At 71.9% G+C, this 20,750-nt stretch carries 19 protein-coding genes; 10 read left to right on the top strand and 9 right to left on the bottom strand.

The features are described from left to right. Positions 1–77: 77 nt before the first annotated feature. Positions 78–1,259 (top strand): DNA recombination protein RmuC, encoded by a 1,182-nt coding sequence (locus tag ABEB17_RS14680; RefSeq protein ID WP_345717479.1) that lies wholly within the window; start codon positions 78–80, stop codon positions 1,257–1,259. A gap of 55 nt (positions 1,260–1,314) precedes the next feature. On the opposite strand, the gene ABEB17_RS14675 is transcribed toward ABEB17_RS14680, so the two are convergent. Continuing rightward, positions 1,315–2,310, bottom strand: coding sequence for a 4-hydroxy-3-methylbut-2-enyl diphosphate reductase (locus ABEB17_RS14675; protein ID WP_345717478.1), 996 nt, complete (start codon positions 2,308–2,310; stop codon positions 1,315–1,317). Positions 2,311–2,372: 62 nt separating this feature from the next. Here ABEB17_RS14675 and xseA point away from each other — a divergent pair, with 62 nt between their 5' ends. From xseA to ABEB17_RS14645, 6 genes are all read left to right on the top strand, one after another. Beyond that, positions 2,373–3,608 (top strand): exodeoxyribonuclease VII large subunit, encoded by a 1,236-nt coding sequence (gene xseA / locus ABEB17_RS14670; protein WP_345717477.1) that lies wholly within the window; start codon positions 2,373–2,375, stop codon positions 3,606–3,608. 58 nt (positions 3,609–3,666) lie between these two features. Beyond that, positions 3,667–3,906: an exodeoxyribonuclease VII small subunit gene (locus tag ABEB17_RS14665; RefSeq protein WP_345717476.1), complete on the top strand. Its 240-nt coding sequence runs from the start codon at positions 3,667–3,669 to the stop codon at positions 3,904–3,906. Further along, on the top strand, positions 3,899–4,495 hold the full coding sequence (locus ABEB17_RS14660; RefSeq protein WP_345717475.1) for a DUF4245 domain-containing protein: 597 nt from the start codon (positions 3,899–3,901) through the stop codon (positions 4,493–4,495). The genes ABEB17_RS14665 and ABEB17_RS14660 overlap by 8 nt, the downstream gene beginning before the upstream one ends. A gap of 117 nt (positions 4,496–4,612) precedes the next feature. Next, positions 4,613–5,659, top strand: coding sequence for a class II fructose-bisphosphatase (glpX, locus tag ABEB17_RS14655; protein ID WP_345717474.1), 1,047 nt, complete (start codon positions 4,613–4,615; stop codon positions 5,657–5,659). 3 nt (positions 5,660–5,662) lie between these two features. Next, positions 5,663–6,256 (top strand): peroxiredoxin, encoded by a 594-nt coding sequence (locus tag ABEB17_RS14650; RefSeq protein WP_345717473.1) that lies wholly within the window; start codon positions 5,663–5,665, stop codon positions 6,254–6,256. Next, positions 6,232–7,218 carry a carbohydrate kinase family protein gene (locus ABEB17_RS14645; protein WP_345717472.1) on the top strand — a complete coding sequence of 329 codons (987 nt, stop codon included), beginning with the start codon at positions 6,232–6,234 and terminating at the stop codon, positions 7,216–7,218. Before ABEB17_RS14650 ends, ABEB17_RS14645 begins: the two co-directional genes overlap by 25 nt. Here ABEB17_RS14645 and ABEB17_RS14640 read toward each other — a convergent pair. From ABEB17_RS14640 to ABEB17_RS14620, 5 genes are all read right to left on the bottom strand, one after another. After that, positions 7,215–9,059 carry a histidine kinase N-terminal 7TM domain-containing protein gene (locus tag ABEB17_RS14640; RefSeq protein WP_345717471.1) on the bottom strand — a complete coding sequence of 615 codons (1,845 nt, stop codon included), beginning with the start codon at positions 9,057–9,059 and terminating at the stop codon, positions 7,215–7,217. The genes ABEB17_RS14645 and ABEB17_RS14640 overlap by 4 nt on opposite strands. Before the next feature lie 76 nt (positions 9,060–9,135). Further along, a complete protein-coding gene (locus ABEB17_RS14635) occupies positions 9,136–10,395 on the bottom strand; it encodes an ABC transporter ATP-binding protein (RefSeq protein WP_345717470.1) in 1,260 nt (419 codons plus the stop codon). A 10-nt stretch (positions 10,396–10,405) separates the two neighbouring features. Next, positions 10,406–11,248: a carbohydrate ABC transporter permease gene (locus ABEB17_RS14630; protein ID WP_378227128.1), complete on the bottom strand. Its 843-nt coding sequence runs from the start codon at positions 11,246–11,248 to the stop codon at positions 10,406–10,408. Then, positions 11,248–12,204 (bottom strand): carbohydrate ABC transporter permease, encoded by a 957-nt coding sequence (locus tag ABEB17_RS14625; RefSeq protein ID WP_345717469.1) that lies wholly within the window; start codon positions 12,202–12,204, stop codon positions 11,248–11,250. The genes ABEB17_RS14630 and ABEB17_RS14625 overlap by 1 nt, the downstream gene beginning before the upstream one ends. Next, positions 12,201–13,523, bottom strand: coding sequence for an extracellular solute-binding protein (locus ABEB17_RS14620; protein WP_345717468.1), 1,323 nt, complete (start codon positions 13,521–13,523; stop codon positions 12,201–12,203). Before ABEB17_RS14620 ends, ABEB17_RS14625 begins: the two co-directional genes overlap by 4 nt. Positions 13,524–13,684: 161 nt before the next feature. Here ABEB17_RS14620 and ABEB17_RS14615 point away from each other — a divergent pair, with 161 nt between their 5' ends. Together ABEB17_RS14615 and ABEB17_RS14610 are read left to right on the top strand one after the other, a co-directional pair. After that, on the top strand, positions 13,685–15,397 hold the full coding sequence (locus ABEB17_RS14615; RefSeq protein ID WP_345717467.1) for a fumarate hydratase: 1,713 nt from the start codon (positions 13,685–13,687) through the stop codon (positions 15,395–15,397). Positions 15,398–15,524: 127 nt separating this feature from the next. Beyond that, the gene (locus ABEB17_RS14610; protein WP_345717936.1) at positions 15,525–16,181 is read left to right on the top strand and encodes a carbonic anhydrase; all 657 of its coding nucleotides are present in this window, start codon (positions 15,525–15,527) and stop codon (positions 16,179–16,181) included. Between the two features lie 27 nt (positions 16,182–16,208). Here the strand turns inward: ABEB17_RS14610 and ABEB17_RS14605 are convergent, their stop codons facing one another. Further along, positions 16,209–16,844 carry a nucleoside/nucleotide kinase family protein gene (locus tag ABEB17_RS14605; RefSeq protein ID WP_345717466.1) on the bottom strand — a complete coding sequence of 212 codons (636 nt, stop codon included), beginning with the start codon at positions 16,842–16,844 and terminating at the stop codon, positions 16,209–16,211. 60 nt (positions 16,845–16,904) lie between these two features. On the opposite strand from ABEB17_RS14605, the gene ABEB17_RS14600 reads away from it, so the two are divergent. Beyond that, the gene (locus tag ABEB17_RS14600) at positions 16,905–18,323 is read left to right on the top strand and encodes a class II fumarate hydratase (RefSeq protein ID WP_345717465.1); all 1,419 of its coding nucleotides are present in this window, start codon (positions 16,905–16,907) and stop codon (positions 18,321–18,323) included. Between the two features lie 39 nt (positions 18,324–18,362). On the opposite strand, the gene ABEB17_RS14595 is transcribed toward ABEB17_RS14600, so the two are convergent. Together ABEB17_RS14595 and phoH2 are read right to left on the bottom strand one after the other, a co-directional pair. Continuing rightward, positions 18,363–18,959 (bottom strand): aggregation-promoting factor C-terminal-like domain-containing protein, encoded by a 597-nt coding sequence (locus tag ABEB17_RS14595; protein WP_345717464.1) that lies wholly within the window; start codon positions 18,957–18,959, stop codon positions 18,363–18,365. 372 nt (positions 18,960–19,331) lie between these two features. Then, positions 19,332–20,627: an RNA 5'-3' helicase PhoH2 gene (gene phoH2, locus ABEB17_RS14590; RefSeq protein ID WP_345717463.1), complete on the bottom strand. Its 1,296-nt coding sequence runs from the start codon at positions 20,625–20,627 to the stop codon at positions 19,332–19,334. Positions 20,628–20,750: the final 123 nt, after the last annotated feature.

Here is a 20,750-nt window from a genome sequence, read left to right as displayed (position 1 = left end):
TGGGCAGCCTACGGAGCGGCATGCGCGCACCGCGTGGCGACGGCGCCTTGTCGGTGGCCGCTGTCATGGTGATCCACATGGATCACGGGACCCTGCTCGCGCTGCTCGTCGGCCTCGCCCTCGGCGGGGTCGTCGGCGTGCTCGCCGCCCGCACCTGGGCCCGGGTGCGCACGGCCGGTACGACAGCCGAGCGCGACCTGCTGCGCCAGCGGGTGATCGACCTCGAGGCCGCGACCAGCCAGGACCGTGAGCTCGCCGCCGTGCTGGGGCCGTTGCGGGACAGCCTGACCCGGGTCGAGCGTCAGGTCGGCGTGCTGGAACGCGACCGGGTCGAGCAGTACGCGCGGCTGGACGAGCAGCTCCTCGCGGTCGCGGCGTCCGGTGAGGCGCTGCGGACGCAGACGGCCGCGCTGGCCGGCGCACTCCGCTCGTCGAACACCCGGGGCACCTGGGGTGAGACGCAGCTGCGGCGCGTGGTCGAGCACGCCGGCATGCTGGCTCGGGTCGACTTCGTCGAGCAGGCCAGTGCCTCGGGCCCGGACGGCGGGCAGCTGCGCCCCGACCTCGTGGTGCGGCTGCCGGGCGGCAAGCAGCTCGTCGTCGACTCGAAGGCACCGCTGACGGCGTTCCTGGACGCCGGGGCCGTCGAGGACGACGCGGACCGGCGGCGGCTGCTGCAGGCCCACGCGCGAGCGCTGCGCGGGCACGTCGACGTGCTGGCGGCGCGCGCCTACTGGCAGGCCTTCACCCCCACGCCCGAGATGGTCGTGTGCTTCGTGCCGGGCGACGCGATCCTGGCCGCGGCGCTGGACGCCGACCCCGGCCTGCACGAGGCCGCGATGGCGCGCCGGGTGGTGCTCGCCTCACCGGCGACGCTGCTGGCTCTGCTGCGGACCGTCGCGTACACCTGGCAGCAGGACGCGTTGTCCGGCAACGCCCGCGAGCTGTTCGAGGTCGGCAAGGAGCTGTACGCGCGCCTGGGCACCCTGGGCAGCCACTCGGTCAAGCTCGGCCGCACCCTGCACCGGGCCGTCGAGGACTACAACGCCCTGGTCGGCACGCTCGAACGCCGGGTGCTGGTCACCGCACGACGGATGAACGACCTGGACCTCACGGACGACCCGCTCGAGACCGTGCCCCCGGTTGAGGCGACGCCGCGGACGCTGACCGCGGTCGAGCTGCTGCTGGACGACACCGACCTGGTCAACGGGACGACGGCGGAGTCCTCGGCCCGCAGGGCCGCCCGCGACGCTGGATGAACGCGACGCTGGATGAACGCGACGCTGGATGAACGCGACGCGGGAGGAGCGCGACTCAGGTGAGCGCGTCGGCGCCCTTGGCGGCCTTTGCGGCCTCGGCGGCCTTGAGGTCGCGGCGCAGCTCGCGCGGCAGCGAGAACAGCAGGCTCTCCTGCGCCGACACGACCTCGTCGACCTCGCCGTACCCGCGCTCGGCCAACCACAGCAGGACGTCGCGGACCAGCACCTCGGGCACGCTGGCGCCGCTGGTCAGACCCACCGACGTCACGCCGTCCAGCCAGGCCTCGTCGATCTCGTCGGCGTAGTCCACGAGGTGCCCGTCCTTCGAGCCGTGCTCGATGGCGACCTCGACCAGGCGCACCGAGTTCGACGAGTTCGTCGACCCCACCACGATCATCAGGTCCACCTGCGGAGCGATCTGCTTCACGGCCACCTGACGGTTCTGGGTGGCGTAGCAGATGTCGTCGCTGGGCGGGTCCTGCAGGGCCGGGAAGCGCTCGCGCAGCCGGCGCACCGTCTCCATCGTCTCGTCCACCGACAGCGTCGTCTGGGACAGCCACACCACCCGCTCGGGGTCGCGCACGTTCACGTTGGGGACGTCGTCCGGGCCGTCGACGAGCTGGATGTGCGCCGGGGCCTCCCCCGCGGTGCCCACGACCTCCTCGTGACCCTCGTGACCGATCAGCAGGATGTCGAAGTCGTCGGCGGCGAACCGGACGGCCTCGTGGTGCACCTTGGTCACCAGCGGGCAGGTCGCGTCGATCGTCTTGAGCGACAGCCGAGCCGCCTCCTCGTGCACCGACGGAGCCACCCCGTGCGCCGAGAACACCACGGTCGCGCCCTCGGGGACCTCGTCGGTCTCGTCCACGAAGATCGCGCCACGCTTCTCGAGCGTCATCACGACGTGCTTGTTGTGCACGATCTGCTTGCGCACGTAGACGGGCGCACCGTAGAGGTCGAGCGCCTTCTCCACCGCGACGACGGCGCGGTCGACCCCGGCGCAGTAGCCACGGGGGGCGGCGAGCAGCACACGCTTCCTCGGTTCAGTCACCCGTCCATCGTAGGTGCCACACGGCGCCGCGCCGTCCGAGCGGCCCTGCGTAGGGTGGCCGGGTGAGCGACCAGCCACGCCGGGTGCCGGAGTTCGCCCGCGAGACCACCGCCGAGCACCCGTGGCCGGTGCGGCTGCTGAGCACGAAGATGGCCGAGTACGTGGCCAAGATGCCGCCCGTCTGGATCGAGGGCCAGGTGGTGCAGCTGACCCGTCGACCCGGTCAGAGCGTGGCGTTCCTCACCCTGCGGGACGCCGACGTCGACTTCTCGCTCCCCGTCACCACCAGCGTGCGCGTGCTGGACGGCCTCGGAGCCGACCTCGTCGACGGCGCACGGGTCGTCGTGCACGCCAAGCCCGACTTCTGGGTCAAGCGCGGGACGCTGCAGCTGAACGCCGACGCGATCCGGCCCGTCGGGGTCGGCGAGCTCCTCGCCCGGGTCGAGCACCTCAAGCGCCTGCTGGCCGCCGAGGGGCTGCTGTCGGCCGACCGCAAGAAGCCGCTGCCCTTCCTCCCCCGCCGGGTCGGCCTGGTCACCGGCCGCGCGAGCGCCGCCGAGCGCGACGTGGTCGAGAACGCCCGCCGCCGCTGGCCGGCCGTCGAGTTCGCGCTGCGCGAGGTCGCCGTGCAGGGCCCGAACGCGGTCAGCGAGGTGCGGGCCGCCCTGCTCGAGCTGGACGACGAGCCGGACGTCGACGTCATCGTCATCGCACGGGGCGGCGGCTCGCTGGAGGACCTGCTGCCGTTCAGCAACGAGGCCCTCGTCCGGGCCGTCGCGAGCGCCCGCACGCCCGTGGTCAGCGCGATCGGCCACGAGGTCGACACCCCGCTGCTCGACCTCGTGGCCGACGTGCGCGCCTCCACCCCCACCGACGCCGGCCGGCTGGTCGTCCCGGACGTCGGCGAGCAGCTCGCCGCGCTCGCGAACGCGCAGGAGCGGCTGCACCGGGCCGTCGTGCACCGGATCGACCGAGAGCAGGCGACGCTGTCGGCGCTGCGCTCCCGTCCGGTGCTCGCGAACCCGGAGGTGCTGGTCGACGTCCGGCTGGACGAGGTGGAGTCCGCCGTGCAGCGGGCCCGACGCGCGCTGGGTGGCCGGCTCGACCGGGCCGGGGACGCCGTGCGCCACCTCGCCGTCCAGGTGCGCTCGCTGTCGCCGCAGGCCACCCTCGACCGCGGCTACGCGGTCGTGCAGCGCGCCGACGGGGTCGTCGTCCGCTCCCCCGACGAGGTGGCCACCGGTGACGCGCTGCGACTGCGGGTCGCGGCCGGGGAGATCGCCGCCACCGCTGACTGAGCGGTCGGCTGAGCGGTCGAAGGTGAGGGCTGTCCCCGGTGCAGGTTAGGGTCACGTCGTGCCCAAGAAGCAGCCGGACGCCGCCGCGCCCGACACCGATGCGCTGACCTACGAGCAGGCCCGGGACGAGCTGGTGGACGTCGTGCGCCAGCTGGAGGCCGGCGGGGCGAGCCTCGAGCAGTCCCTCGAGCTCTGGGAGCGCGGCGAGGCCCTGGCCCAGCGCTGCCAGGCCTGGCTGGACGGGGCCCGCGAGCGCCTCGACGCCGCCCGCGAGCGGTCGGGCTCCAGCAGTGAGTGAGTCCGGACCCGTGAGCGAGACCCGCAGCGAGCTCGACCAGGCGGCGGAGCTGGCGGCGCACAAGCGCCTGCGCCGCGCCCGGGCGCCGTGGACGTCGATGGTGCTGTCCCTGCTGGTGGTCGTGGGCATCGCGTTCGTGCTGGTGCTGATCGTGCCTCGGGTCAACCAGGTCACCCAGCCGCCGGTCGACGTCCCGCTGGGGGCCCGCGCCGCGGCGTCCCAGGTGGAGTTCACCCCGTCCGTGCCGGTGGGTCTGCCGGACGGGTGGAGGGCGACGAGCGTGCGCACGACGCGCTCGACGGCCCAGGTGGTGACCTGGCACGCGGGGTACCAGACCCCGCAGCAGCAGTACGCCGCGCTCGAGCAGGGCAAGGACGCGCCGGACGAGTGGCTGTCCCAGCAGACGAACCGGGCGCCCAAGGTCGGCACCCAGCAGATCGACGGCGAGACGTGGCAGCGTTACGCGGGCGGTCGCGCCAACCAGAACAGCCTGGTGCACACCCGGGACGCGGTGACCACGATCGTGACCGGCACCGCGCCGTTCGACGACCTGACGCTGCTGGCCGAGAGCCTGCGCCCACCCGGCTGACCGGGCGGCTGACCAGGCGGCTGACCGCGCGGCTGACCGGGCGGCTGAACAGGCTCGGTGACCGATAGAGTCGTCGCTGCACCCGCCCCCGCCGCACGGCCCCACGCGAGGAGAACCATGCCCGACGAGCCGACCACCGCGGGCACGCTGCCGGAGAGCCTGCGCGTGTCCGCCGAGGAGCCGGACCGCAACCTGGCCCTCGAGCTCGTCCGGGTCACCGAGGCAGCGGCGATGGCCGGCGGTCGCTGGGTGGGCCGTGGCGACAAGAACGGCGCCGACGGGGCCGCGGTCAACGCGATGCGCAAGCTGATCGGCACCGTGTCGATGAACGGCGTCGTGGTGATCGGCGAGGGCGAGAAGGACGACGCGCCGATGCTGTTCAACGGCGAGCGGGTCGGCGACGGGACCGGCGCGGACTGCGACGTGGCGGTCGACCCGATCGACGGGACGAGCCTGACCGCGAACGGCCAGCCGAGCGCCATCGCCGTCCTCGCAGTCGCCGAGCGCGGCGCGATGTACGACCCGAGCGCCGTGTTCTACATGGACAAGCTGGTGACCGGTCCGGAGGCGGCCGACGTCGTCGACATCACCGCCCCGGTCGCGGAGAACATCGCGCGGGTGGCGAAGGCGAAGAACGAGGAGCCCGAGGACGTCACGGTGGTGATCCTCGACCGTCCCCGGCACCAGCAGCTCATCGAGGAGGTCCGGGCCACCGGCGCCCGGATCCGGCTGATCTCGGACGGAGACGTGGCGGGCGCGATCATGGCGGCCCGCCCGGACACCGGGGTCGACCTGCTGCTCGGGGTCGGCGGCACCCCTGAGGGCATCATCTCGGCGTGCGCGATCAAGTGCCTGGGCGGCACGATCCAGGGCCGGCTGTGGCCCAAGGACGACGCCGAGCGCCAGCGCGCCCTGGACGCCGGGCACGACCTGGACCGCGTCCTGCACACCGACGACCTGGTCAGCGGTGACAACGTGTTCTTCGTGGCGACGGGGATCACGGACGGCGAGCTGCTGCGCGGGGTGCGCTACCGGGCGGGTGGCGCGACCACGCACTCGCTGGTGATGCGCTCCAAGAGCGGCACCATCCGGGTGATCGAGAGCCACCACCGGCTGAGCAAGCTGCGCGCCTACAGCTCGGTGGACTTCGAGCACGGACGCTGAGTCGTGGCCACCGACGCAGGCCCGCTGCCGGGTTACGAGCCGGGCCAGCTGCCCGCGGGTCTGCCCGTCCCGCCGGACGACGGGGCGGCTGACCACCTCGCGTCCTGCCCGGTGCCCGGGCTCGCGCTGGGCTCGACCGGTGGCGGCAGCGTCGACCTGGCCCGGCTGCCGGGTCGTTCCGTGGTCTTCGGCTACCCGCGCACCGGCGTGCCGGGGGAGGCGCCGCTGGTGGCGGACTGGGACGCGATCCCCGGCGCCCGGGGGTGCACCCCGCAGGCGTGCGACATCCGCGACCACGTCGGCGACCTGCTGGCCGCCGGCGCGGACCACGTGTTCGGCCTGTCGACGCAGACCACGGCGTACCAGCAGGAGGCCGTGCAGCGGCTGCACCTGCCGTACCGGCTGCTGTCCGACCACGACCTGGCCTTCACCCAGGCGCTGCGGCTTCCCACGTTCGAGGCGGCCGGGCAGGTGCTGCTGCGACGGCTCACCCTGGTGCTGGACGACGGTGTCGTCGCCCACGCGTTCTACCCGGTGTTCCCGCCGGACTCGCACACGGCGGAGGTGCTGGCGTGGCTGCGCTCCAACCCCCGGTAGGGACCCCGCTGCTCGTGGTCGGCGAGGCCCTGGTGGACGTCGTCGTGCGGCCCGAGCGGGACGGCGTCGTCCCACCGGTCGAGCGGCACGTCGGCGGCAGTCCCGCGAACGTGGCGATCGGCCTGGCCCGGCTCGGGCACACGGTCACCTTCGCCACCCGCGTCGGGCAGGACGCGGACGGCGCCCTGGTGCGGGCGGCGCTCGACGAGGACGGCGTGCACCTGGCCCAGGGGTGGGCGTCGCGGTCGCGGACGTCCACGGCGACGGCGACCTTGGACGCCGCGGGCTCCGCGCGGTACGTGTTCGACCTGGTGTGGGACCTGCCTCCGCTCGACGTCTCGGGCGCCGACCACCTGCACACCGGCTCCATCGGCGCCGCGCTGGCGCCCGGCTCGGCCGCCGTGCAGGTCGCCGTGCACGCCGCCCACGCGGCCGGCGTCACGACGTCCTTCGACCCGAACCTGCGTCCGCAGATCATGGGCGGCGCGGACGCCGTACGGCCGGGGGTCGAGGCGCTGGTGTCCGGCAGCGACATCGTCAAGGCCAGCGAGGAGGACCTCGAGTGGCTCTACCCGGGGTCGAGCGTGCAGCAGGTGGGTGCCCGCTGGGCCGCCGCCGGGCCGGCCCTGGTCGTGGTGACCCGCGGCGGCGACGGCGCGAGCGCCTGGCGGTCGGCGGACCCGTCGTCCGCGATCACCGTTGCCCCGCAACGGGTCCAGGTCATCGACACGGTGGGCGCCGGGGACTCGTTCATGTCCGGGCTGCTCTCCGGCTTGGCGGATGCCGGGCTGCTGGGTCGCGGTCGCGGCCCGGCGCTGCGAGCAGCCGAGGTCGACGTCCTCGTGAGCGCGCTGCACCGAGCCACCCTGACGTCGTCCATCACCTGCGGCCGGGCCGGCTCGAACCCCCCGCGCCGCAGTGAGATTGCCGACGGCGAGATCGAGGTCGGCGAGATCAGCTAGCCAGCAGCGGGGTTGGCCGACGCCGGGGTGGCGGCCGCGCCGGGGATGGCCAGGACCAGCACGGCGACGTCGTCACGGTGCTCCTCCTGCGCCGAGAAGGCCCGGACGGCCGACACCACCTCGTGCACGATGTGGGCCGCCGGCGTGCCGGCCAGCCGGGACAGCAGCTCGATCAGCCGCTGCTCGCCGAAGGCGTCGGCGCCGCGGCGCGCCTCGGTCACCCCGTCACTGAACATCACCAGGGCCTCGCCCGCGCGCAACCCGAGCCGGACGTCGTGCAGCTCCGGGTCGTCGATCACGCCCAGCAGGCTGCCCGGCACCCCGACCTCGGTGACCACGCCGCGGTCTGTGACGAACATCGGTCGCGGGTGCCCACCGAGGGACAGCAGCACCTCGGCCGAGTCCTCCCCCGGTTCCACCGTGGCCAACGCCATCGTGCAGAAGCGGACCTCCTGTCCCGCCTCGCCACCCGAGTCGTCCTCGGCGATCGCGTGGCTGACCCGCTCCAGCACCCTCGACGGCAGCCAGCCCAGACCCGTCAGCGCGATGGTGGTGTGCCGGGCGAGCGCGGTCAGCGTCGCCGCCCCGGCGCCCTTGCCGACCACGTCGCCGAGCATCAGGGCCCAGCGACCCGAGCCGATCGACCGGACGTCCAGGAAGTCACCGCCGATGCTGGTCTCGGCCTCCGCGGGGTCCAGGGTCGCGGCGACCTCCAGACCCGGGATCTCGGGCAGCCGCAACGGGTAGAGGCCTCGGCGCAGGGTCTCGATGATGCCCGTGCGCTCGGTCACCAGCTCGCGCAGGCGGCGCTCGACGTCCCGCTGCTGGGTGACGTCGCGCAGCACGACCAGGCGACCGGACGGCGGCTCGCCGCCACCGGGCAGCGGGCTGACGGTCACCGAGAGGTCGACGACGCCGTCCGGCCCCGTGGCCCGGCAGGTGCCCGACGTCGACTCCTCGACCGGGGTGGTCTCCAGCAGTGCGGTCAGCTGGGTCAGCACGTCGAGCACCCGGCGTCCGATTAGCGCGTGCCCGCGGCGACCGGTCAACCGGGTGGCCGACGGGTTGGCGTCCACGATCCGGCCGTGCAGGTCGAGCACCAGGACGGAGTCCGGGATCTGCTCGACGACCTGACGGCGACCCATCTGCACCAGGTCGGACAGCTTGAACCGGAAGAAGCCCCAGACCAGCACGAAGCCGGCGATGCTGAAGCCGATCGGCGTCGGGTCGGCCGGGAAGTACTCGTCGAAGCCGACGTTGTAGGCGATGTTCAGCACGACGGGCAGCACGCACGAGGCGATCAGGAGCCAGGCGCCGAGCTGGCGCCGGGTGACCGCCAGGGTGGCAACCACGATGAGCCCGATGGCCACCACCACCAGCGCGTAGCTGTACAGCGCGTGCACCCAGAACAGCGGGCCGGCGACCGCGACGGCGTACTCACCGACGTGCGCGTCGGCCGGCAGGGAGCGGACCAGGTCGTGGGTCTGCGGGACCGTGAGCGCGGTGAGCACCACCACCGGCTCGACCGCGAGCAGGGCGAGCAGCGCGCCGCTGACCCGGCGGACCCGGCCGGTGTACTCGAGCGCGAACACGAGCAGGGCGGGCGGCAGGGTGACGATGCCGATGTACTTGATATCGCCCCAGACGATCTGGTCCGCGGGATCGGGCAGGGCGACCTCGACGGCGTTGCAGATCGTCCAGATCCCGGCCGACAGCAGCAGCACGGTCAGGGCGCGCCCCCCGGCGGCCCGCCGGTGCTGCCACACGTAGGCGGCCACGGCCAGGTAGACCACAGCCACCAGGCCGAGCACGACCGAAAGCCGGACCAGCTCGATGTTCAACGTCCACCCCTCCCGGACGCAAGGCTATCGGCGCCGAGGCCGCGGCCGCTTCCGGCGAAACGGTGAACTTGGTGACTCAACTGGCGGCAGCGGCCTCCTGCTCCCGCGAGCGCTCGAGCTGGCGCTTGCGCTCGGTCTCGTTGTCCTCGCCGATCTGCTTGGCGCGCTCCTCGTCACGGGTCAGGCTGTCCCCGGACTCGGGGTCGAAGACGTGCACCCGCCGCGGGTCCACCCACAGGTCGGTGCTCTCCCCGGCTCGCACGCGGCTCATCGGGTCGAGGGCCACGACGACCTGGCTGCGCATGCCCTCGCCGTCCAGGTCGCGGTCGAGCTCGTCCAGCTTGGCCTGCACGTCGGGGTCCGGGTCGAACAGCACGTAGGCGTACTGCTCGCTGCCGAGCCACTCGGTCTGGTCCACCGGCGCCGAGACGACCACGCCCCGGGCCTGCCGGGACTCGTCGACCATCGAGGCGTCCTCGAAGTGGTCCGGGCGGATGCCGACGATGACGAGGTCCTTGCCGGACAGCTTGCCGCGCAACGACTCCGGCGTGGGCAGGTCGAAGAACGGCAGCTTGAGCGTGTCGCCGTCCACCCGGGCCGGGAGGAAGTTCATCGGCGGCGAGCCGATGAAGCCGGCGACGAAGAGGTTGACCGGCTGCTCGTAGAGCTCGCGCGGGCTGGCCACCTGCTGCAGCACACCCTTCTTGAGGACGGCGACGCGGTCGCCCAGCGTCATCGCCTCGGTCTGGTCGTGCGTCACGTAGATGGTGGTGACGCCGAGCCGGCGCTGCATCCGGGAGATCTCCGTGCGCATCTGGCCGCGCAGCTTGGCGTCGAGGTTGGACAGCGGCTCGTCGAAGAGGAACGCGTCGGCCTGCCGCACGATGGCGCGTCCCATCGCGACGCGCTGGCGCTGGCCACCCGACAGGTTGGCGGGCTTGCGCTGCAGGTGCTCGTGCAGCTCCAGCATGTCGGCCGCACGGTTGACCTTGTCCGTGATCTCCTGCTCGCTGTGCTGACCCTTGGCCAGCCGCAAGGGGAAGGCGATGTTCTCGAAGACGGTCAGGTGCGGGTACAACGCGTAGTTCTGGAAGACCATCGCCAGGTTGCGTTCCCGCGGCGCCTTGTCGTTCACCCGCTTGCCGCCGATCATCATGTCGCCGGACGTGATGTCCTCGAGGCCGACGACCATCCGCAGCAGCGTGGACTTCCCGCAGCCGGACGGGCCGACCAGGATCACGAACTCCCCGTCCCGGATGTCGAGGCTGACGTCGTTCACCGCCGGGAAGCCGTCGCCGTACTTCTTCACGATGTTCTTGAGCTGGATCTCTGACATGTCGGCTCCTTCAGCCCTTGACCGCGCCGTTGGTGAGGCCGGCGACGATGCGCCGCTGGAACAGCAGCACGAGGACGACGACGGGGATGGTGACGATGACCGCGGCCGCCGAGATGGCACCCGTGGGCTCCTCGAACTGCGACGAGCCGGTGAAGAACGCCAACGCCGCCGGAACCGGCCGGGCCGCGTTGGTCGAGGTGAGCGAGATGCCGTAGACGAAGTCGTTCCACGCGATGAAGAAGGCGATGATGGCCGTGGTGAAGACGCCCGGCGCCGCCAACGGCACGATCACCTTGCGGAACGCCTGCCAGCTGGTGGCGCCGTCGACCTGCGCCGCCTGCTCCATCTCCCACGGGATCTCGCGGAAGAACGCCGACAACGTCCAGATCGAGATCGGCAGGGTCAGCGACAGGTACGGGATGATCAGGCCGGCCCACGTGTCGTACAGCCCGATCTCGCGCCACAGGTTGAACAGCGGCGTGACGATCGAGATGACCGGGAAGATCGACACCGCGAGCGCCGTGGTGAGGATGAGTCGCCGCCCGGGGAAGTTCAGCCTCGCGATGGCGTAGGCGCAGAACATCGCCAGGATCACCGAGATGAACGTGGCGATCAGCGCGATGCCGATGGAGTTGCGCAGGGCCGGCAGGAAGAGGTCCTTGGCGCCGCCCGTCAGGATCTGCTCGTAGTTGACCTTCGTGAAGCTCGTGGGCAGGAACTTCTTGTTGGTCAGGTCCGCCGGCGACTTGAAGGACAGGGAGACGATCCAGGCGACCGGGAAGAGCGCGTAGACGAAGATGACGAGCCCGCCGATGAGCCAGGCAGCCCGCTCGCGCCCGCTGATGGCACCCATCAGCCCTCCCCTCGGGCCTGGGCCAGGTTGATCCGGAACCCCTTGACGAACACGAAGCTGATCAGCACGACGCACAGGAAGAGCAGGACCGACACGGCCGACCCCATACCGATCTCGACCCGGGTGATGGTCTGGCGGTAGGCCAGCAGCGAGACCGTCTCGGTGCCCTGCGCTCCCGCGGTCATGATGAACACGTTGTCGAAGACCCGGAAGGCGTCGAGGGTGCGGAACAGCACCGCCACCATGATGGCGGCCTTCATGTTGGGGATGGTCACCTTGTACATCCGCTGCCACCACGTGGCGCCGTCGACCTGCGCGGCCTCCTGCATCTCCTCCGGCACCTGGGCCAGGCCGGCCAGCAGCAGCAGCGAGATGAACGGCGTCGTCTTCCAGATCTCGGACGCGCAGATGACCGCCAGCGAGCTCCAGAACCCGCCGAACCAGTCCGTGGTCTCACTGATGCCGGGCAGGAACGAGAACCAGTCGTTGACGAAGCCCGACGTGTTGCTGAAGGCGAACTGCCAGGCGAAGGCCGAGACGACCGTGATGATCGCGTAGGGGATCAGGATGACGGTGCGCAGCACGGGACGGATCAGGCTGAGCGCCTTGTTCATGACCAGCGCCAGGCCGAACCCGATCACCAGCTCGACGACCACCGTGATCACCGTGATCAGCAGGGTGACTCCCACGGCCCGCCACCAGATGGGGTCGCCCAGGATCACGACGTAGTTCTTCAGGAAGACGAACCGGCGGTTCGTCGGGTCGGTCAGCCGGTAGTCGAACAGGCTCAGCCACAGCGCGTTCGCGATCGGGTAGGCGGTCACCGCGAGCATCACGACGAAGGCCGGCCCCGCCAGCTTCCAGCCGAGCGAGCGCTCCTGCCTGGCGCGGTCGGTGGTGCGTGCGCGTCGGGGTTCGGCGGCCTGGGTCGGGGCGGGTTCGGTCACCGTGCTCATAGCAGCGCATCTCCCTTCAGGACCTCGAGCAGGTACTTCTGCGTGTCTTCGGGCGTCGTTCGCGGATCGACCTTGGACGGCGGGTGGAAACCGTCCTGGACGGCGAGCGAGACGTCGCCGTAGTACGCCGTGATCGGGCGGGGCGCGGCGGTGGCCAACGACGCGCGGATCTGGTCGGCCATCGGGAACGCCTTGCGGACTGCCGCGTCGTCGTAGGCCGCGTTGCGCGCCGCCGGGTTCCCGGAGTTGACCATGTACTCGATCTGGGACTTCGTCGACGTGATGCACTTGGCCGCCTCGAACGCGAGGTCCTTGTGCTTGCTCGCTGCGCCGACGGCGAGCTCGATGCCGCCGAAGGGCGGTCGGGACGTCTTGTCCGCCTCGGTCCGCGGGTAGCGCGTCCAGCCGATGTCGGGGACGACGTCCTTGGCCTGCTCGTTGGCCGCCGACCACACGTACGGCCAGTTGACCATGAAGCCACCGGTGTCGCCCTGGAACAGTGCGCGCGCCGCCTCCTCGTCCTCGGTGGACAGGGAGGGACCGCCGACCCCCGACTTGGCGAGGCCGCTGATCACCGTGGCCGCAGCCGTCCCGGCCGGACCGGCGATGCCGAGCTTGATCTGCTCCGCCTTCGCGGTCGGGTTCTCCACCATCGAGCCGCCGGCACCGGCGTACAGCGCGTTGATCCACACCGTGTAGCCCTCGTAGCGGTTGGCCTGCACGCCGACGGTCTTGCTCTCTGCCTTGGCTGCCGCGATGATCTGCGCCCAGGTCACCGGCTTGGACATGTCCAGGCCGGCCTTCTCCGCCACCGACTTCCGGTACCAGAGCAGCTGGGTGTTCGCCCAGAACGGTGCGGCGTAGAGCTTGTCCTTCCACGTGGAGGCGTCGATCGCTGGCTGCACCGTGTCCGCGGTGAAGTCGGCCTTGAGGTCCTCGGGGACCTGCTGGAGGAAGCCGGCCTGCGCGAACTCGGCGACGAACACCGGGTCCAGGCTCATCAGGTCGGTCGAGCTGTCGTCGGCGGCGAGCCGGCGCAGCAGCTGCTCGCGCTGGGTGCTCGCGTCGTTCGGCAGGATCGACGTGGTGATCTTGTACGCGCCGTTGCTCTGCGCCGTGCACTCGGCGGCCAGCTTGGCCTGGCTGCCGTTGTCCGGGTTGATGTACCAGGTCAGCGCGTTGGAGCCGGACCCGCTGCCACTGCCGCAGGCGGCGAGCCCGAGGCCGGCCAGCAACGCCGTCGCGACCAGGACGACGGTGGGCGGACCGGCCCGTCCTGCGCTGCCGTCGAGCCTGCCTCGCAGTCGCCGCACACCCATGTCGCACCCCAGTCACGTCGTCGTGCACCAGCGCTCGTGATCACCGCTATGTCATGCCTATACCTATTTGGGGAGGTCGGCCACAGCGGCGCCGCTTCGCGCCAGTCGGCGGTAGGTAATCTGGACGGCGCCCGCCTGAACCACCGATCCCGAGGTCGCTGATGCCCACGCCCGAGTTCCTCTACGAGGACCTGCTGCCCGTCGGCGGCGACACCACGCAGTACCGGCTGCTGACCACCGAGGGCGTGCGGACCGTCGAGGGTCCGGGCGGCCGGACGTTCCTCGAGGTGGACACCGAGGCGCTGCGGCTGCTCACCGACACGGCGATGCACGACATCGCGCACTACCTGCGGCCGGCGCACCTGACCCAGCTGCGGTCGATCCTGGACGACCCGGCGGCCAGCAACAACGACAAGTTCGTCGCGCTGGACCTGCTGAAGAACGCGAACATCGCGGCCGGCGGGGTGCTGCCGATGTGCCAGGACACCGGCACCGCCATCGTGATGGGCAAGCGCGGCCAGCACGTGCTGACGCCGGGCACCGACGAGCAGGCCATCTCGCAAGGCGTCTTCGACGCGTACACCCGGCTGAACCTGCGGTACAGCCAGCTCGCGCCGCTGACCATGTGGGACGAGAAGAACACCGGCTCCAACCTGCCCGCCCAGATCGAGCTGTACGCCGACACCGCGGCCGGGCACGAGACGTCGTACAAGTTCCTGTTCATGGCCAAGGGCGGCGGGTCGGCGAACAAGTCGTTCCTGTTCCAGGAGACCAAGGCCGTGCTGAACCCGGCCGGGATGAAGCGGTTCCTGGACGAGAAGCTGCGTGCCCTCGGCACCGCCGCCTGCCCGCCGTACCACCTGGCCATCGTCGTCGGCGGCACGTCGGCGGAGTTCGCGCTGAAGACCGCCAAGTACGCGTCGGCCAAGTACCTGGACGGGCTGCCGACGTCCGGATCGCTTGCCGCACACGGCTTCCGGGACGTCGAGCTCGAGCAGCAGGTGCTCGAGATGACCCGCGAGTTCGGCATCGGCGCCCAGTTCGGCGGCAAGTACTTCTGCCACGACGTCCGGGTGGTCCGGCTGCCCCGGCACGGCGCGTCCTGCCCGGTGGCCATCGCGGTCTCCTGCTCGGCGGACCGCCAGGCGCTCGGCAAGATCACCGCGGAGGGCGTGTTCCTCGAGGCGCTGGAGACGGATCCCGCGCGGTTCCTGCCGGAGACCACCGACGAGCACCTGACGACGTCCGAGCTGGCCCAGCGCGCCCGCGCCGAGTCCACGACCGGGGAGGACGTCGTCCGGATCGACCTCAACCGGCCCATGGACGAGGTGCGCGCCGAGCTGTCCCGGTACCCGGTGACCACCCGGCTCTCGCTGAGCGGCTCGCTGGTCGTGGCCCGCGACATCGCGCACGCCAAGATCAAGGAGCTGCTGGACGCCGGCGAGCCCATGCCGCAGTACCTGCGCGACCACGCGGTCTACTACGCCGGCCCGGCGAAGACGCCGGCCGGGTACGCGTCGGGCTCCTTCGGCCCGACCACCGCGGGCCGGATGGACTCCTACGTCGAGCAGTTCCAGGCGGCCGGCGGGTCCCTGGTGATGCTCGCCAAGGGCAACCGCAGCGGCGCAGTGACCGCGGCCTGCGCGGCGCACGGCGGCTTCTACCTCGGCTCGATCGGCGGCCCGGCCGCGCGGCTCGCGCAGGACTGCATCAAGCACGTCGAGGTGCTCGAGTACCCCGAGCTCGGCATGGAGGCGGTCTGGAAGATCGACGTCGAGGACTTCCCGGCGTTCATCGTGGTCGACGACAAGGGCAACGACTTCTTCGCGACCACCACCAAGCCGCTGGCCATGACCATCGGCACCCGCCCCTGACCCACCTGCCCGGGTGACCCTGGCGTCCGAATGGATCTCACCTGTGAGTGCGATCCGTTCGGACGTTGCGGGGTGGCAGGATGCCTGCGTGAGCGAAGCCACCCACAACACCGGCGACACCTCCGCCATCGATGACACCGCCGAGACCGACGGACGGCGTACGCCGCCGCAGGCGTGGCGCGAGCTGCAGGACGGCAACGAGCGGTTCGCCTCGGGCCGATCCGCCAACGCGGACAAGGACGTCGCCCGGCGGGCCGAGCTCGCCGACAGCCAGCACCCGTTCGCGCTGGTGTTCGGCTGCGGGGACTCCCGGGTGTCCGCGGAGATCGTGTTCGACCAGGGGCTCGGCCGCCTGTTCGTGGTGCGCACCGCCGGGCACGTGGTCGACAGCGGGGTCCTCGGCTCCGTCGAGTTCGGCGTCGGACACCTGTCCATCCCGCTGGTCGTCGTGCTGGGCCACGACTCGTGCGGCGCCGTGCAGGCGACGCTGGACTCCGTGCGCACCGGCGTCCTGCCCCCGGGCTTCGTCCGGGACATCGTCGAGCGAGTGACCCCCAGCGTGCTGGCCGCCCAACGGGCCGGGCTCACCTCGACCGAGGAGGTCGAGGCGGAGCACGTCCGGCAGACCGTCCGGCTGCTCGTCGACCGCTCCGCCCTGCTCTCGGGCGCGGTGGCCCGCGGCGAGCTCGCCGTCGTCGGGCTCGTCTACGCGCTGGACGACGGCCGGGTCAGCGTCGTCGAGGTGCTCGGCGACGTCGACGGGGCCAGCGACATCGAGGACTGAGCCGTATCAAGGACTGGCGCAGGCGCGCTAACCGAGGGGGACGACGAGGTCCGCTCGGGCCCGTCCGGCCTCGACCAGCGCGGCGTTGGCCTCGTCACTGCCCGTCGTGCGCCCCCAGGCGTCCTCGTCGGAACGCCCGAACCGGCGGTGGCGCTCAGCGAGTCGACCCTGGCGCACCTGGGGGTCCAGATCCAGGTACCAGACCTCGTCGAGCAGCCCGCGGGCGCCCGCCCAGGGCTCGTCGTCCAGCAGCAGGTAGTTGCCCTCGGTGAGGACGACCTCGACCGCCGGCCCGACGGCGATGGCACCGGCGACCGGCTCCTCGATCTCGCGGCGGAACTCCGGCGCGAAGACGACGTCGGACCCGTTCTGCCGCAGGCGGTCCAGCAGGGCCCGGTAGCCCGCGCCGTCGAAGGTCTGCGGCGCACCCTTGACGTCGGCCAGGCCGCGCTCGTCCAGCACTCGCTGAGCCAGGTGGTAGCCGTCCATCGGCACCAGCACGGCCACGATCCCGTTGCGCCGCAACGCCTCGATCAGCAGCTCGGCGAACGTCGACTTGCCCGCGCCGGGCGGGCCGGTGATCCCGACCAGCGTCCGCTGCCCCGCCCTGGCCGGGTCCGCAGCCAGACCCCTCACCCGTTCAACCAGCACGTCGACGTCCACCGCCCCATCGTGGTCGGCTCCGCAGGTGCTCGGCAAGCCGACCCGCGCGAGGATGGGGGTATGGCAGAGCAGAGCGAGCAGTCGGGGAACACGCAGTACCGGGTCGAGCACGACACAATGGGTGAGGTCCGAGTGCCGGTGGATGCCCTGTGGGGCGCCCAGACCCAGCGGGCCGTCGAGAACTTCCCGATCAGCGGCGTCCGGGTCGAACCGGCCGTGATCCACGCCCTGGCCCGGATCAAGGCCGCCGCAGCGGTGGTCAACGCCCGGCTCGGCGTGCTGGACGAGGACGTCGCGCAGGCGATCAGCGCCGCCGCCCAGCAGATCGCGGACGGCGAGCACGACGACCAGTTCCCGATCGACGTCTTCCAGACCGGCTCGGGCACCTCAACGAACATGAACGTGAACGAGGTGGTGGCCCGGCTGGCGAGCGAGCGACTGGGCCGCCCGGTGCACCCCAACGACCAGGTGAACGCCTCCCAGTCCAGCAACGACACGTTCCCGACCAGCCTGCACCTGGCCGCCACCTCGGCCGTCGTCCACGAGCTCGTGCCGGCGCTGGAGCACCTCGCAGAGTCGTTGCAGCGCAAGGCGAACGAGTTCGCGGACGTCGTCAAGGCCGGCCGCACCCACCTGATGGACGCGGTCCCGGTGACGCTCGGCCAGGAGCTCGGCGGCTACGCGGCGCAGGTGCGGTCCGGGGTCGCGCGGCTGCACTCGACGCTGCCGCGGGTGGCCGAGGTGCCGCTGGGTGGCACAGCCGTGGGGACCGGCATCAACACCCCGCCCGGGTTCGCCGCGGCGGTGGTCGAGGAGCTGGCCCGGACGACGGGGCTGCCGCTGGCCGAGGCCGACGACCACTTCGAGGCGCAGGGGGCCCGCGACGGCCTGGTGGAGCTGTCCGGTCAGCTGCGCACCGTCGCCGTCAGCCTGGTGAAGATCTGCAACGACCTGCGGTGGATGGGCAGCGGTCCCCGGGCCGGGCTCGGCGAGCTTCGGCTGCCGGATCTGCAGCCCGGGTCGAGCATCATGCCCGGCAAGGTCAACCCGGTGCTCCCGGAGGCCACGCTGCAGGTGTGCGCGCAGGTGATCGGCCACGACGCCACCGTCACGTTCGCGGGCGCCTCGGGAAGCTTCGAGCTCAACGTGATGATGCCCGTGATGGGGCGAGCGGTGCTGGAGTCGACGAGGCTGCTCGCGGCGTCCACCCGGCTGCTCGCCGACCGGTGCATCGACGGGCTGGAGGCGGACGTCGAGCGGTGCCGCGAGCTCGCGGAGTCCTCGCCGTCGGTGGTCACGCCGTTGAACCGGGTGATCGGCTACGAGGCGGCCGCCAAGGTGGCGAAGAAGGCGGTCGCTGACCGCACGACCATCCGGCAGGCGGTGCTGGACCTCGGCCACGTCGAGCGCGGCGACCTCACGGTCGAGCAGCTGGACGAGGCGCTGGACGTGCTGGGCATGACGCGGCCGGCCCCCTGAACGAGGGGCCGGCCGGGTCGAGCTGGTGAGGCTGGTGGCTCAGTACCAGCCGCTGGACTGGCTGTGCCCCCAGGCCGCGCACGGCGAGCCGTAGGAGGTGCGGATGTACTGCAGCCCCCACTTGATCTGGGTTGCGGGGTTCGTCCGCCAGTCGCTGGCGACGGTGCCCATCTTGCTGCCCGGGAGCGCCTGCGGGATCCCGTAGGCGCCGGACGACGGGTTGCTGGCGTGCAGGTTCCAGCCGCTCTCCTTCTGCCAGAGCGAGTTGAGGCAGCTGAACTGGCCGGAGCCGAAGCCGTAGTCACCCATCAGGGCCCGCGCGATGGAGCGCGGGTCCATGGACAGCAGTCGCGCCCGCTCCTTGGCCCGGCTCGCACGTGCCTTGGCCTCGGCCCTGGCCCGGACGGCCTTGGCGCGGGCCGCCTTGGCCTTGGCCAGGGCACGCAGGTGCGCCCGGTACTGCGCGGCGTCCGCCTGCAGCTTGTGCTGGGCGACGATGGGGCGGGGGTCGATCGCGGCGGGCTCGGCGATCATGTCGGCGGTGACCTGCATACGCGGTCCCACCGCCGCGGCGGTTTCGGGCTCGTTGGCGGCGATCCCGCCGGCGACCGCAGCGGTCGCGGCGAGAGCGGTCATGCTGGACAGCAGAGGTCGGCGCAGGGCGCGTCGAATCACGAAGTACCTTTCATCGGCCGTACCCCGCGTGCAAGCGGCACGGTCTGCGTCACCCCGGCCTGGGCCCGCCGGGCGGACCGGGCAGGTCCGCCCCAGGGTGCGCACGCGGGCGCCCGGCGAGCAGCAGGTGCAGGTCATTGCACCCGTCGCTCGAGACAGGGGTGATCTCAGTTCGAGCCCCACCCTGCGCACAGGCCGAAGGGGATCGCAAACCGTGCACACACAATCATCACGAGTCGGTCGACGCAGCGTGCCGATCGCACACGCACGGTCAGATTCGTGACCCGTCACACACGGGTGACTACCCGTGTGTGACGGGTGTGACGCAAGGGATCAGACCTCGAGGCCCTCCAGCAGGTCCGTCACCAGCGCGGCGATCGGCGAGCGCTCCGAGCGGGTCAGCGTGACGTGCGCGAACAGCGGGTGGCCCTTGAGCGCCTCGATGACTGCAGCGACTCCGTCGTGCCGACCGACCCGCAGGTTGTCCCGCTGGGCGACGTCGTGGGTGAGCACGACCTTGGAGTTCTGGCCCACCCGGCTGAGCACCGTGAGCAGCACGTTGCGCTCGAGAGACTGCGCCTCGTCGACCACCACGAACGCGTCGTGCAGCGAGCGCCCGCGGATGTGCGTGAGGGGCAGCACCTCGAGCATGCCGCGGTCCATGATCTCCTCGACGACCTCGCTGCTGACCAGCGCGCCGAGCGTGTCGAACACCGCCTGACCCCAGGGGCCCATCTTCTCGGCCTCGGTGCCCGGCAGGTAGCCGAGGTCCTGGCCGCCGACCGCGTAGAGCGGGCGGAACACGATGACCTTGCGGTGCTGGCGCCGCTCCATCACGGCCTCCAGCCCCGCGCACAGGGCCAGGGCGCTCTTGCCGGTACCCGCCCGACCACCGAGGCTCATGATGCCGATGTCGGGGTCGAGCAGCATGTCCAGGGCGATCCGCTGCTCGGCGCTGCGCCCGTGCAGGCCGAACGCGTCCCGGTCGCCGCGGACCAGCCGCACCTGCTTGTCCGGCGTCGTCCGGCCCAGCCCGCTGCCCCGCTCGGAGACCAGCACGACACCGGTGTGGCACGGCAGCTCGGCGGCGGCAGCCAGGTCGAGGGTGCCCTGGTCGTAGAGGGTGGCCACGTCGTCCGCGGTGACGTCGATCTCGGCCATGCCGGTCCAGCCGGAGTCCACCGCGAGCTCGGCCCGGTACTCCTCGGCGGTCAGGCCGACGGCCGAGGCCTTGACCCGCAGCGGGAGGTCCTTGCTGACCAGCGTGACCGCGGCGCCCTCGTCGGCCAGGTTCTTGGCCACCGCGAGGATCCGGGTGTCGTTGTCGGCGAGGCGGAAGCCGGCCGGCAGGCAGGCGGGGTCGGTGTGGTTCAGCTCGACCCGCAGGGTGCCTCCCCCGCTGAGCTCGAGGGGCGCGTCGAGCCGACCGTGCTGCACCCGCAGCTCGTCCAGCAGCCGCAGCGCCGTGCGGGCGAAGTACCCCAGCTCGGGGTGGTGCCGCTTGCCCTCCAGTTCGATCACGACCACCACGGGGAGCACGACCTCGTGCTCGGCGAAGCGCAGCATGGCTCTCGGGTCGGACAGCAGCACCGAGGTGTCGAGCACGAACGTCCGTCGATCAGTGGTCACGTGGACTCCCCCGGACCGGGGCGCGCACCCCGGCCACGCTCGCGGGTCAGGTGCCGGGACCGGGCCCCCATCGGGGCCGAGATCCGGCCCTCCCCGCAACCCTGGGGTCGCGTCACGTGGGCC

Origin of the sequence: Angustibacter luteus (genome assembly GCF_039541115.1) — a bacterium.
GTDB lineage: Bacteria > Actinomycetota > Actinomycetes > Actinomycetales > Angustibacteraceae > Angustibacter > Angustibacter luteus.
Note: the sequence above shows the minus strand (reverse complement) of the source record. Positions and strands in the feature narration are given on the sequence as shown.